Below are 13,424 nucleotides of genomic sequence, written 5' to 3' on the forward strand. Positions count from 1 at the left end.
TCGCGCGCCGAAAGCTTTGTTCCTACCCCCGCCGCACCTTGGCCTGCTCGGTCGCGGGGGCCTCGGCGTCCAGCACCGCCCGGAGCTTGGCCGCCAGGGCCGGACCCAGATAAGGCTTGTCGATCATCGGAAATTCGTTTGCCCAGGACGCCGCCTCGTCGCCCACATAGCCGGAGGTCAGCAGGACCTTGAGCCCAGGCCGCACCTTGAGCGCGGCATGGGCCAGTTCGACGCCGTTGACGCGGCCGGGCATGACCACGTCGGAAAACAGCAGGTCGAAGGCCTTGCGGCTCTTCAGTCGTTTGAGGGCGGCCGCGGCCGTGTCGGCCGTGGTGACCTGGTAGCCCAGGCCCTCCAGCGTCTCGACCGCCATGGCCAGAACCGCGGGATCGTCCTCGACCACCAGCACCCGCTCGGCGCCGCGGGCGGCCTCGGTGGTCTCGTGGCCGGCGCCGCGCTGGCTGAGCGCCGCCTGGCTCTGCGGCAGATAGATCTCGAACACCGCGCCCTGCCCTGGCGAACTGCGCACCGAGATCTCGCCGCCGGACTGCCGCACGAAGCCGTAGACCTGCGACAGACCCAAACCCGAGCCCTTGCCGATTTCCTTGGTCGTGAAGAAAGGCTCGAAGATGCGCGAGGCCACGTCCGCGTCCATCCCCTGGCCGGTGTCGCGCACGGTCACCAGGATCCTGGGCTCGTCGCCATCGATGGTCTCGGTCGCGACCGACAGGACGCCGCCGCCTTCCATCGCGTCGCGGGCGTTGACCGCCAGGTTGAGCAGGGCGCTCTCGAACTGAGCGGGATCCAGATGGGCCGGGAGCGGCTCGGTCGCCAGGCTGAGGTCGATGCTCACCGCCTCGCCGACGGCCTGGCGCAGCAGCGGCGCGAAGTCGGCGATCAGGACGTTGAGATCGACCGTCAGCGGGTTCAGGCGCTGACGTCGCGAGAACGCCAACAGCTGGCGGGTCAGGGCTCCGCCCTTCTCGGCGGCCAGCCGCACCGCATCGATCTGCCGGGCCAGCTCGTGCTGCTCGCCGGTGCGGCGCTTGATCAGCTCGATATTGCCCAGGACCACGGTCAGCAGGTTGTTGAAGTCATGGGCGACGCCGCCGGTCAGCTGGCCCACCGCCTCCATCTTGCGGGCGTGGCTCAGCTGCTCCTCCAGACCTCGGCGCTCGGTGTTGTCCAGCAGGGTGCCGAACACCACCTGCCGCCCGCTCTCCTCGTCCTGGGCCAACACGCCTTGGTCGATCAGCAACCGGTAGGACCCGTCGGCGCACTGCCACCGGTATTCGCAGCTGTAGGCGCCGGACTTGCGAGCCTCGGCTTGAGCTCGCACGACGATATCGACGTCGTCGGGGTGGACGCGGCTGATGCCGAAATCGGCCTTGGCCAGAAAATCTTCGGCCGTGAAGCCCGTCAGCTCCATCACGTTGCCGCCGATGAACAGCGGCTCGTAGGGCGCGTCGGCCGTGCGCGAGTGGAAGACCACCGGCAGCGCGCGAAGGATCGCCTCCTGGCGCTCCTGGGTGCGGCGCAGGGCCCGTTCGGCGGCCAGCTTCTCGGCGTGGATACGAGCGTTCTCCTCGATCAGCAGGCGGCGGCTCTCCGACTGCTGCTCCAGCTCGAGGGTCTTGATGTGCAGATCGACCAGCACCTGCACCTTGGAGCGCAGGATGAACGGGTCGACCGGCTTGAACACCACGTCGACGGCCCCGGCCGAATAAGCCTTGAAGATATGGGCCTCGTCGCGGAACACCGCCGTCAGGAACACGATGGGCACGTCGCGGTTGCGGCGACGCTGGCGGATCAGCTCGGCCGTCTCGTAGCCGTCCATGCCCGGCATGTGCAGGTCCAGCAGGATCACGGCGAAGTCGTCGGTCAGCAGGCGGCGCAGGGCCTCCTCGCCCGACCGGGCGACCACCAGTTCCTGGCCCAGGCCTTCCAGCGCCTGGATCGCCGCGAAGGCGTTTCGCTCATCGTCGTCGACGATGAGGATCCGCGTTCGAAGTCGATCCTCGGGCGGCGGAACCGCCTGATGCTTTACCGCGGGCACCGTCATTGCGCTGCGGCGGCGCTGTGGATGGTGACGACGTTGTCGCCGGCCAGGCGCTGAGCGTCGGTGCGCTGCACCGAGACCCGCAGGACCGAGATCAGCTGGTCGATGTCCACGGGCTTGGACACATAGTCCGAGGCGCCCGCCTGGATGCACTTCTGGCGGTCGCCCTTCATCGCCTTGGCGGTGACGGCGATCACCGGCAGGTCTGAGAACCGCGGTCGGGCCCGGATTTCGCGCATGGTCTCGTAGCCGTCCATGTCGGGCATCATGATGTCAACCAGCACCATATCCACCGCCGGCAGACTGTCGAGCAGCTCCAGCCCTTCGCGGCCGCTTTCGGCGTAGCGCAGCTCGATGCCGTATTCCTCCAGCGCGCTGGCCAGCGAGAAGATGTTGCGGATGTCGTCGTCGATGACCACCGCGGTCAGGCCCGTCAGAACGGCGTCGGCGTGGCGGCTGTGGGCGATCATGACCTTGGCCGGCGTCGACAGGCGATCCAATGGCGCGTGCAGCGACATGGTGACGTGGTCGATCAGCTGCTCGGGCGTGCGCGCCAGGCGGGCCAGGCCGGAGAACACCGCCAGACGCAGCCGACGGTCCTCCTCGGGATCCAGCTCCTCGGGCGCGTAAAGCACGGCCACGCCCGAAGTCGTACCCCGTTGCTTGAGCGTGTCGATGAACGGGCCGACGGGGTCCGGACCCACGTCTATCACGAGGCAACCGCCTTCGCCGGTGAAGGCCTCGTCCGGCAGTTCCGACAGGGTCGGTACGACCTTCACCGCGCCAATGGTGTCGCGCAACGTGTCGGCGGCCTGGCCTTCGCCGCCGATCAGGATCGGAGCGCGGCCGGTCTCGGCGACCAGCTTCTTGACCTTCTCCAGCGTCGAGGCGACGGCCTCGCGTTCCACCGGCTTGCTGGTGAAGCCGAAGGCGCCCATCGACAGGCCAAGGCCCCCGTGGTCGTCGGCCGAGATGACCTGGACCGGGATATGGCGGGTGTCGGGCGTGCGCTTGAGCAGGTCCAGCAAGGCCAGGCCGTCCATGTCGGGCAGACCGATGTCCAACATGATGGCGTCGGGCGTGAAGCGCCGGGCCAGGGACGGCACGGCCGAGCCCTCGCCGGTCACCACCCCCTTGAAGCCGCCATCGCGCACCAGCGACAACAGGATCGAGGCGAAACGGGTGTCGTCCTCGACGATCAGGATGACCGCATCGCCAGGTTCGATCTGTTCGCGGTCGTCGACCACCGTCTCGGCCGGCTCGACCGAACCGGTCTCCATGGTCGACAGACGGAAGGTCTGCACGGGGCTGGTGGCCGGACGCAGCGGTTGGGCCGGTTGCGATTGCGCCGCCGGGCTGAAGTTCAGCGGCAGATACAGGGTGAAGATGCTGCCCTGCCCCGGCGTCGAGACGACCCGCAGTTCACCGCCCAGCAGACGGGTGATCTCGCGGCTGATCGACAGGCCAAGACCGGTGCCGCCGTACTTGCGGCTGGTGGTGCCGTCGGCCTGCTGGAAGGCCTCGAAGATGATCCGCTGCTTGTCCTCGGGGATGCCGATGCCGGTGTCCTCGACCGAGAAGGCCAGCACCTGACCGGCCTTGTTGAGGTGGTCGTTGCCCAGCGCCCAGCCGTCGTCGGCCCGGGCGATCGAGAGGCGCACCGAACCGGACTGGGTGAACTTGAAGGCGTTGGACAGCAGGTTCTTGATCACCTGCTGCAGGCGCTTGTCGTCGGTGTACATCGAGCGCGGCAGGGCCGGGTCGATGTTGATGAAGAAGTCCAGCTTCTTGTCCTGCGCCAATTGCGAGAACGTACGGTCGGTCTGATCGCGCAGGGACGCGAACGACATCTCGCCGATGTCGAGGGTGACCGTGCCGCTTTCGATCTTCGACAGATCCAGGATGTCGTTGATCAGGCCCAGCAGGTCGGCGCCGGCGCTGTGGATGTTGCGGGCGAACTCGACCTGCTTGGCGCTCAGGTTCCCTTGCGCGTTCTCGCTGAGCATCTTGGACAGGATCAGCAGGCTGTTGAGCGGCGTGCGCAGCTCGTGGCTCATATTGGCCAGGAATTCGGACTTGTACTTCGAGGTCAGGGCCAGCTGTTCGGCCTTTTCCTCCAGCGCCGCCTTGGCCTGTTCGACTTCGGTGTTCTTGGCTTCCACCTGCTTGTTCTGGGCCGACAGCAGGACCGCCTTGTCCTCCAGTTCGGCGTTGGTCTGCTGCAGTTCGTCCTGCTTGGAGCGCAGCAGCTCTTCCGATTGCCGCAGGGACGCGGCCTGCAGTTCCAGGCGGTCGTTGGTCTTCTTCAGCTCTTCCTGCTGGGCCTGGAGTTCGGCGGTCAGCAGCTGGGACTGTTCGAGCAGACCCTCGGTCCGCATGTTGGCGGCGATGGTCGACAGCACGATGCCGATGGATTCCATCAACTGGTCGAGGAAGGCCTGCTGGGTCTCGTTGAAGATCCCGAAGGTGGCCAGCTCGATCACCGCCTTCAGCTCGCCTTCGAACAGGGCGGGCAGCACGATGATGTTCTGCGGCGCCGCCTCGCCCAGGCCCGAGCTGATCTTGATGTACTCGGACGGGACATTGGTCAGCAGGATGCGCTGGCGCTCGGCGGCGCACTGGCCGATCAGACCCTCGCGCTGGCGCAGCCGTGACGGCGGCTTGTCGCCAGGATTGGACGCGTAGCTGGCGGCCAGGTTCAGCACCGGCTCGCCGTTCACATCGTGGTCGGAGACGTAGAACACCCCGTGCTGGGCGTTGATCAGCGGGGCCAGTTCCGACAGCACCAGGTTCGACACGGTCGACAGGTCGCGCTCGCCCTGCAGCATGCGGCTGAACCGGGCCAGGTTGGTCTTCAGCCAGTCCTGCTCGGTGTTCTTCAACGTCTGATCCTTCAGATTGCGGATCATCTCGTTGATGTTGTCCTTCAGCGCCGCCACTTCCCCCGACGCTTCCACGGTGATCGACCGCGTCAGGTCGCCCTTGGTCACGGCGGTGGACACCTCGGCGATGGCGCGGACCTGGGTGGTCAGGTTGGCGGCCAGTTCGTTGACGTTGTCGGTCAGATCGCGCCACAGGCCGGCGGCGCCGGGCACCCGGGCCTGGCCGCCCAGCTTGCCTTCCGAACCCACTTCGCGGGCCACGTTGGTCACCTGGTCGGCGAAGGTGGCCAGGGTCTCGATCATGCCGTTGATGGTGTCGGCCAGCGAGGCGATCTCGCCCTTGGCGTCCAGGGTCAGCTTGCGCTTCAGGTTGCCCTGGGCGACCGCGGTCACGACGTCGGCGATGTTCCGCACCTGGCCGGTCAGGTTGGCGGCCATCATGTTGACGTTGTCGGTCAGGTCCTTCCACGTACCGGCCACGCCCGGCACCTGGGCCTGGCCGCCCAGCTTGCCTTCGGTGCCGACTTCGCGGGCCACGCGGGTCACTTCCGAGGCGAAGCCGTTCAGCTGGTCCACCATGACGTTGATGGTCGACTTCAGCTCCAGGATCTCGCCCTTCACGTCGACGGTGATCTTCTTGGAAAGGTCGCCCTTGGCGACGGCGGTGGTGACGTCGGCGATGTTGCGGACCTGGCCGGTCAGGTTGGCGGCCATGAAGTTGACGTTGTCGGTCAGGTCCTTCCAGGTGCCGGCCACGCCCTTCACCTGGGCCTGGCCGCCCAGCTTGCCTTCGGTGCCCACTTCGCGGGCCACGCGGGTCACTTCCGACGAGAACGAGTTCAGCTGGTCCACCATGACGTTGATGGTGTTCTTCAGCTCCAGGATCTCGCCGCGCACGTCGACGGTGATCTTCTTGGACAGGTCGCCCATGGCGACGGCGGTGGTCACCTCGGCGATGTTGCGGACCTGACCGGTCAGGTTGCCGGCCATCAGGTTGACGTTGTCGGTCAGTTCTTTCCAGGTGCCGGCCACGCCCTTGACCTGGGCCTGGCCGCCCAGCTTGCCTTCGGTGCCGACTTCGCGCGCGACGCGGGTCACTTCCGAGGCAAAGCCGTTCAGCTGGTCCACCATGACGTTGATGGTGTTCTTCAGCTCCAGGATCTCGCCGCGCACGTCGACGGTGATCTTCTTGGACAGGTCCCCGTTGGCGACGGCGGTGGTGACCTCGGCGATGTTGCGGACCTGGCCGGTCAGGTTGCCGGCCATGAAGTTGACGTTGTCGGTCAGGTCCTTCCAGGTGCCGGCCACGCCCTTGACCTGGGCCTGGCCGCCGAGCTTGCCTTCCGTGCCCACTTCGCGGGCCACGCGGGTCACTTCCGACGAGAACGAGTTCAACTGGTCCACCATGGTGTTGATGGTGTTCTTCAGCTCGAGAATTTCGCCCCGCACGTCGACGGTGATCTTCTTGGACAAGTCGCCCATGGCGACGGCGGTGGTCACCTCGGCGATGTTCCGCACCTGACCCGTCAGGTTGCCGGCCATCAGGTTGACGTTGTCGGTCAGCTCCTTCCAGGTGCCGCCGACGCCGGTGACGTTGGCCTGGCCGCCCAGCTTGCCTTCCGTGCCCACTTCCCGGGCCACGCGGGTTACTTCCGAGGCGAAGGCGTTCAACTGGTCCACCATGACGTTGATGGTGTTCTTCAGCTCCAGCACCTCGCCCTTCACGTCGACGGTGATCTTCTTGGATAGATCGCCCATGGCGACGGCGGTGGTCACCTCGGCGATGTTACGAACCTGACCCGTCAGGTTGCCGGCCATCAGGTTGACGTTGTCGGTGAGGTCCTTCCAAGTGCCGGCCACGCCTTCCACGCGGGCCTGGCCGCCCAGCTTGCCTTCGGTGCCGACTTCCCGCGCCACGCGGGTCACTTCCGAGGCGAAGCTGTTGAGCTGGTCCACCATGGTGTTGATGGTGTTCTTCAGCTCCAGAACCTCGCCCTTCACGTCCACGGTGATCTTGCGAGAAAGGTCGCCGCGGGCCACGGCGGTGGTCACTTCGGCGATGTTACGAACCTGGCCGGTCAGGTTGCCGGCCATCAGGTTGACGTTGTCGGTCAGTTCCTTCCAGGTGCCGGCCACGCCCTTCACGTTGGCCTGGCCGCCCAGCTTGCCTTCGGTGCCGACTTCCCGGGCCACCCGGGTCACTTCCGAGGCGAAGCTGTTCAGCTGGTCCACCATGGTGTTGATGGTGTTCTTCAGCTCCAGAACCTCGCCCTTCACGTCGACGGTGATCTTGCGGCTCAAGTCGCCGTTGGCGACGGCGGTGGTCACCTCGGCGATGTTCCGCACCTGACCCGTCAGGTTGGCGGCCATCAGGTTGACGTTGTCGGTGAGGTCCTTCCAGGTGCCGGCCACGCCCTTGACCTGGGCCTGGCCGCCGAGCTTGCCTTCCGTGCCCACTTCGCGGGCCACGCGGGTCACTTCGGAGGCGAACGAGCCCAGCTGGCCCACCATCGTGTTCACGACCTTGCCGATGCGCAGGAACTCGCCGCGCAGCGGGCGTTCCTCGTTCTCCAGGTCCATCGTCTGGCTGAGGTCGCCCTTGGCGGTGGCGCCGATCACGCGGGCCATTTCGGCGGTCGGGTGGACCATGTCGGTGATCAGGTTGTTGACCGCCTCGACGCTGGCGGCCCAAGAGCCGGTGGCGCCTGGCAGACGGGCGCGATGATTGATTTTGCCCTGTTTACCGACAACGTCGCCGAGCCGTTCGAATTCTTTGGAGATCTGATCGTTCAGATTGACGGCGTCGTTGAAGGCCTCGGCCAGCTCTCCGTCCAGGCCCGACAGGTCTGTTGGCAAGCGCACCGAGAAGTCGCCGCGCCGGAAGGCGCGCAAGGCGGCCAGAAGCTGGTGGTTGTCGAGCCCGCGCTGTTGCGTCTTGGACTGTGCCGCCGGCATTAGAATACTCCACGTCGAAATCGGTCCGATCTTACGTGGGCGGCGCTAGTTGGGAAGACGATCCAGGCCTTGGAAGCGGTTTACCGCCATCGACAGCCCCTACCGGTTCCCACACCCCCCCGATCCGCTCCAACGCGGGGAAAAATCTTTGGTTCCGCTTTTACAGTGAAGCTCTTCGCCGGCGATGGTTGCGGCGGCCGTCGGGCCGCTTCGCCCGTCGGCTGATCGACGCTCTAGACCGCGCTCGCCATCGGACCGTCCGCGCGTCCGTCGACGAACTGGCGCACATAGGGATTCTCCGTCTGGTCGAGCTCGGTCGGCGCGCCGCGCCAGACGATCTTGCCGGCGTGCAGCATGGCGATCTCGTCGCCGATCGTCCGGGCCGAGGCCAGGTCATGGGTGATCGACACCGCCGTGCAGCCCAGCCCCTTCACCTGCTCGACGATCAGCTCGTTGATCGCCGACGAGGTGATCGGGTCCAGGCCCGTGGTCGGCTCGTCGAAGAAGATGATCTCGGGATTGGCCACCACCGCCCGGGCTAGGCCGACCCGCTTCTGCATGCCGCCGGACAGTTCCGAGGGATAGGAGTCGGCGACATTGGCCGCCAGGTGGACGCGGCCCAGAGCCTCGATCGCCCGCGCCTTGGCCTCCTTGCGCGGCACGCCGTCGGCGTTGACCAGACGGAAGGCGACGTTCTCCCAGACGCTGAGACTGTCGAACAACGCCGCCCCTTGAAAGAGGACGCCGATGCGCTCGAACAGCTTGCGACGGGCGCCGCCGCCCATCCCGATCAGGTTCTCGCCGTCGACCAGCACCTTGCCGGCGTCCGGACGCACCAGGCCCATGGCGACCTTGATGGTCACCGACTTGCCCTGGCCGGACCCGCCGATGATCACCAGCGACCGCCCCGCCGCGACGCTGAGGTCCAGCCCGTCCAGAACCGGACCGTCGAAGCGCTTGCGGACGCCTTTCCATTCGAGTTTTGGCCGTTCGACGTTCGGGGGGGCGGTCATGCGTGGGTGAACAGCGTTGTGAGGAAGTAGTCGGAGGCGAAGATCAGGATCGCCGAGGACACCACCGCGTGGGTGGTCGCCCGGCCGACGCCCCGCGCCCCGCCCTTGGCGTTATAGCCGTGGTAGCAGCCCATCAGGGCGACGATGAAGCCGAACACCGCCGCCTTGATCAGGCCCGATCCGACATCCCAGCCCTGGATGAAGTTCATCGTGTTGCGGACGTAGATCGTCGAGTTGAAATCCAGGATCCGCACCGCCACCAGCCAACCGCCGGCCACGCCGATGATGTCGGCGACCAGGGTCAGCAGCGGCAGGACCAGGGTCGCGGCCAGTAGACGCGGCGCGACCAGATAGCGGAACGGGTCGGTCGACAGGGTGCGCATCGCGTCGATCTGCTCGGTGGCGCGCATGGCCCCGATCTCGGCGGCGATGGCGGCCGACACCCGGCCCGCCAGCATCAGGGCGGCCAGCACGGGACCCAGCTCGCGCGTGATGCCCAGGGCGACGATCTGGGGCATCACCTGCTCGGCGTTGAACCGCCCGCCGCCGGTGTAGATGTTCAGCCCCAGGGCCGCGCCGGTGAAGATCGCCGTCAGGCCGACCACCGGCAGGGAGAAGAAGCCGATGGCCAGCAGCTGTCGCAGCAGCTGGATTGGGAACCACGGCGGGGAAAACACCGCCATCACGCCGCGCAGGGCGAAGACCCCGACCCCGCCCACCATTTGCAGCGTGCCCAGGGTCGAGCGCCCGATGGTGCGCAGCGGCTTGAAGATCGCGGGGACCGCCGCGTGGGCCGCGGCCATCTCAGTAGCTGTCCGGAGCGGTGGCAGCGGGGTTCGCCGCGGGCGCGGCCGTCGGCGCGGCGCCCCCTTGGGGCCGCATCACTGAACCGATCAGGCCGAACAGGTCGACCGCGCCCTGGGTGTTGTCGATCTCGCCGCCCGGCTTGATGTCGTCGGCCGCGCCGCCGGGGGCGATCGCCACATGGACGCCGCCCAGCAGGCCGTCGCTGGTGATCTTGGCCGTGGAGTCCGAGGGCAGTTTGACGTCTGGATCCAGGCTGAGCCTGGCCACCGCCAGATAGGTCTTGGGGTCCAGTCTGATTTCCGAGACAGTGCCGACCTTGACGCCGGCCACGCTGACGGCCGCGCCCGGCGCCAGCGATCCGACCTGGCCGAACCGAGCCGTGACGTCATAGCCGCCAGGCTTGCGACCCACCCCGCCGACGCTCAGCGAGTAGACCAGGAACCCCGCCGCCAGGATGAGAACCAGGAGACCCATCAAGGTCTCGGCCCATTGTTCGCGCAACCCCATGTTCTCTGGCCCCTGCTGTTACCGCGACGCGGGACGCTGGGCGTCACGCTGCAACTGGCTGATCAGCACGTCGATGTTGCCGCCGGCGTTGTCGATGGTCGAAACGAAGTCCTGCTGTTGGGTGATCGCCAGCCACACGCCCTTGAACTGGACGTCGACCACCTTCCACGCGGTCCCGCCGCCCATCACCCGCCAGGACACCTGAACCGGCTGGCCCAGCTGGCCGCCCGAGATCCTGGTGTCGACAATCACGTCGCCCGGCTTGCGGACGGTCGAACCGGTCACCTTCAGGGTTTCGCCGTGATAGTCGTTGATGCGGTTCTGGTAGACGCTTTCGGCATAGACGCGGAACGCTGCCGCGAACCGCTGGCGCTGGTCCGGCGTGATGGTGCGGGCGTACTTGCCCAGCACGAAGTTGGTGATCCTCGGCACGTCGGCCAGTTCGTCTATGCCCTGGTGGAAGGTCGCCTTCTTCTGGGCGACGCTCTGGCTCTTGTCGGCCAGGACCGAGATCACCCTCTGGGCCCGAACCTGGACGAACTGCTCGGCTTGAGGATCGCGCGGGCCCTGAGCCAGGGCCGGGCGGGCCTGCGCCAGGACGCCGAGGCCGATGAGGGCGACCAGGGTCGATAGCGCGAAGCGGCGGGTGGTGCGGGCGTCAGTCATGGGCGTTTCCGGCGAATTCATTGCGGTGCTGAGGGAGTGGGCGCGGAGGGGGCGGCATCCGTGGAAGCTGGCTCCGCGGAAACGGTCGGGATTTCGGACGGCGTGGCGGCCGGCGCCCCCGAGGACGCCACCTCGTCGAAGTCGGGCAGGTCCTGCACCGCGCCCGTCGCTTCGCGGACAAGGGCCTCGCGGTGCTGTCCGTAAGCCGAGCGGGCGGTGGCGTAAGGGTCGATGGCCTGGTCCAGCGCCCGGAACGCCAGATCGGCGTTGGCGCGGGTGTCGATCGTCTGGGCGGCCAGACGCGTGACGCCGAACGGGCTCGTCCAGCCCTGGCCGGCGAGGCCGATCGGATCGGCGAAGAAATCGAACACCCGGCCGACCCCGTCCCGAACGTTCAACGGGCCCAGGACCGGGACATAGAGGTAGGGACCCGGCTTGATCCCGTAGCGGCCGAACGTCTGGCCGAAGTCGGCGTCGTGGGACCGGATGCCCATGCTCGCGGCGACGTCGAACAGTCCGAGCACGCCGACCGTGGAATTGATCGCGAAACGCGCCGACGACTTGCCCGCCCGCTTGGGCTTGCCCTGCAGGACGTCGTTCACGAACGTGCCCGGCTCGCCCAGATTATAGACGAAGGCGCTGACCCGGTGGCGGACGGGGGTCGGGGTCGCGGCCATGTAGCCGTGCGTGACGGGTCGGAACACGGCGCGGTCCAGACCCATGCTGAAGGCGTAGCTGCCCCGATTGAAGTCCTCGAGCGGATCGTGGGCTGTCCGCGCCAGCTCGGAGGCCGCGGTCGGCGCGGCGACCAGCGGGATCGGCTTTTCGATGTTGGCTCGAGCGTGCGCGGTCGCCGAGAGACCGCCGGCCGCGAGCAGGGCGAGAACCGCCGTCGCGGTCGCTTCCGCCGCGGTCACGCGCAGCGTCTTCCCCAGGTCCCTTGTGGCCGACACGCCGATCATTCCAGCCTCCTGCCGGATACCGGCAGGAGGGCATGTAGGCGCCGGTCGAAGCCAGGCAAGGGCTTGACGGGTTCCCAGGCGTCATCCGGGTACGGAAGCGGCCTGATCGTTCAAATCGCGACGCCTTGGGCGCCCGCTCATCGAGCGGCCAGCGCGCGGATCCGAACACAACCAACAAGAGATGGGATGTTTACCTTGTCGCGATGGTGGAGATTGGGCAGACTTCTCGCCTCAACACGGGACACCTTCCCATGGACCGTTTGCGTGTGCCGTTCTTCTGGTTGGCCGGCTTCGTCCTGCTGGTGGCCCTGCTCGTGGAATGCGCCTCGGCCTTTGTTCTCGACGCCGTGCAACGGGCTGGCTTCGAGGCTTCGACGCCGGGCCTGGGCATTCGCTATCTGCCGGTGCTCGACGGCCTGCTGCTCTACACTGTCGTGTTGATGGGCCTGGGGATCCTGCTGTCGCGCAGCGTGATCGGACGCGTGCAGGGGATCGTCACCCTGGTGATCGCCTTCTTCGGCCTGCTGGGCGCGATCGTCATGGTCCTGGCGGCCCTGGGCCTGCTGATCCTGATGATCACCCTGCTGGTCGCGGTGCCGTTCGGCACGATCGCCTATTTCGCCGCGTTCGCCGATTTTCCGACCGGCGCGGCGACAGCGACGCTGGGCCTGATCCTGATCCTGAAGATCGCCTTCTGCATCCTGCTGATCCTCGCCCACCAGAGTTTCCTGCAGAACAAGGGCATCGTCATCCTGACCGCGGTCTCGGTGGGCGCGACCCTGCTGCTGGCGTTCCTGATCGACTTCCCGCCGGGTTTCCTGGCCAGCATCACCGACGCCATCGGGGCGCTGATCATCGCCATCGTCGGCGCGATCTGGCTGCTGCTCCTGTTGATCGGATCGTTGCTGGCGATGATCTCGGCGCTCCGAACCGCGCGGGTCTAGAGCGCGCCGATCAGCGGATCGACACCTGAGCGGCCTGCTCTCCCATCGGCGCGACCACGATCACGCCGCCGTCCCGATAGATGACGGCTGAGACGTCGTCGTCCTTCTCGCGGCAGACGAATTTATCGTCGCCGCTAGCCCGCGCATTGCGCCAGGCCTCCTCGCAGTCCTTGACGTCGTCCTCCTCCAGGACGGTGTTTTCAGGACAAAGGCACGCGACCTGCGGACAGGTCTCGCCTTGCCTGTCGTCGTCATCGCTCTCCTCGCACCGGTACGTAACGATGGCGCCCCGTCCCGTGATCAGGCGAAGACGGGCGATCCGCATGCCCTTGTCGGCCGACGGGATCGGCTGAGTTCCCTCGGAGCCGGCTTCGGCGGAGACGTTGACCGCCTTCTTGAACAGCTTCGGCGCGAACGGGCGCGACAGCTTGCCCATGACCGCGGCCATGGGCGGGGGCTCCCAGTTCGCCAGCGCGTCGTCGTCGATCTCGCCATTGCTCTTGGTGGGCGGTCCGTGGGCCGAGGGGGGCGCTGGCGGCGTGGTGGCGCGATAGACGGCCACGCCGATCGCCGCGGCGAAGCCGATGACGATCAGGACCAAGATGATGATCACGACCTTCATCGACCCG

Annotated in this window: 9 protein-coding genes; 1 reads left to right on the top strand and 8 read right to left on the bottom strand. The window is 67.0% G+C overall.

Annotation, left to right across the window (positions count from 1 at the left end; genetic code table 11):
- Positions 1 to 22: 22 nt before the first annotated feature.
- From ASD38_RS07690 to ASD38_RS07720, 7 genes are all read right to left on the bottom strand, one after another.
- Entirely contained in the window at positions 23 to 2,062 is a 2,040-nt protein-coding gene (locus tag ASD38_RS07690) for a response regulator (RefSeq protein WP_056459066.1), read from the bottom strand.
- On the bottom strand, positions 2,059 to 7,896 hold the full coding sequence (locus ASD38_RS07695) for a hybrid sensor histidine kinase/response regulator (protein WP_056441286.1): 5,838 nt from the start codon (positions 7,894 to 7,896) through the stop codon (positions 2,059 to 2,061). The genes ASD38_RS07690 and ASD38_RS07695 overlap by 4 nt, the downstream gene beginning before the upstream one ends.
- A gap of 233 nt (positions 7,897 to 8,129) precedes the next feature.
- Positions 8,130 to 8,909, bottom strand: a complete 780-nt coding sequence (locus ASD38_RS07700; RefSeq protein WP_056459069.1) for an ABC transporter ATP-binding protein — start codon at positions 8,907 to 8,909, stop codon at positions 8,130 to 8,132.
- Positions 8,906 to 9,712, bottom strand: a complete 807-nt coding sequence (locus tag ASD38_RS07705; protein ID WP_056459073.1) for an MlaE family ABC transporter permease — start codon at positions 9,710 to 9,712, stop codon at positions 8,906 to 8,908. Before ASD38_RS07705 ends, ASD38_RS07700 begins: the two co-directional genes overlap by 4 nt.
- Position 9,713: 1 nt before the next feature.
- On the bottom strand, positions 9,714 to 10,223 hold the full coding sequence (mlaD, locus tag ASD38_RS07710; RefSeq protein WP_056459076.1) for an outer membrane lipid asymmetry maintenance protein MlaD: 510 nt from the start codon (positions 10,221 to 10,223) through the stop codon (positions 9,714 to 9,716).
- Positions 10,224 to 10,241: 18 nt separating this feature from the next.
- Positions 10,242 to 10,889, bottom strand: a complete 648-nt coding sequence (locus ASD38_RS07715; protein ID WP_156390621.1) for an MlaC/ttg2D family ABC transporter substrate-binding protein — start codon at positions 10,887 to 10,889, stop codon at positions 10,242 to 10,244.
- A gap of 17 nt (positions 10,890 to 10,906) precedes the next feature.
- Positions 10,907 to 11,806, bottom strand: a complete 900-nt coding sequence (locus tag ASD38_RS07720) for an MlaA family lipoprotein (RefSeq protein WP_056459628.1) — start codon at positions 11,804 to 11,806, stop codon at positions 10,907 to 10,909.
- A gap of 296 nt (positions 11,807 to 12,102) precedes the next feature.
- Between ASD38_RS07720 and ASD38_RS07725 the strand changes: the two genes are divergently transcribed.
- Positions 12,103 to 12,795, top strand: a complete 693-nt coding sequence (locus tag ASD38_RS07725; protein ID WP_056459082.1) for a hypothetical protein — start codon at positions 12,103 to 12,105, stop codon at positions 12,793 to 12,795.
- 10 nt (positions 12,796 to 12,805) lie between these two features.
- On the opposite strand, the gene ASD38_RS07730 is transcribed toward ASD38_RS07725, so the two are convergent.
- Positions 12,806 to 13,417 (bottom strand): hypothetical protein, encoded by a 612-nt coding sequence (locus ASD38_RS07730; protein WP_056459085.1) that lies wholly within the window; start codon positions 13,415 to 13,417, stop codon positions 12,806 to 12,808.
- Positions 13,418 to 13,424: the final 7 nt, after the last annotated feature.

This window comes from Caulobacter sp. Root487D2Y, assembly GCF_001427165.1.
Lineage (GTDB): Bacteria > Pseudomonadota > Alphaproteobacteria > Caulobacterales > Caulobacteraceae > Caulobacter.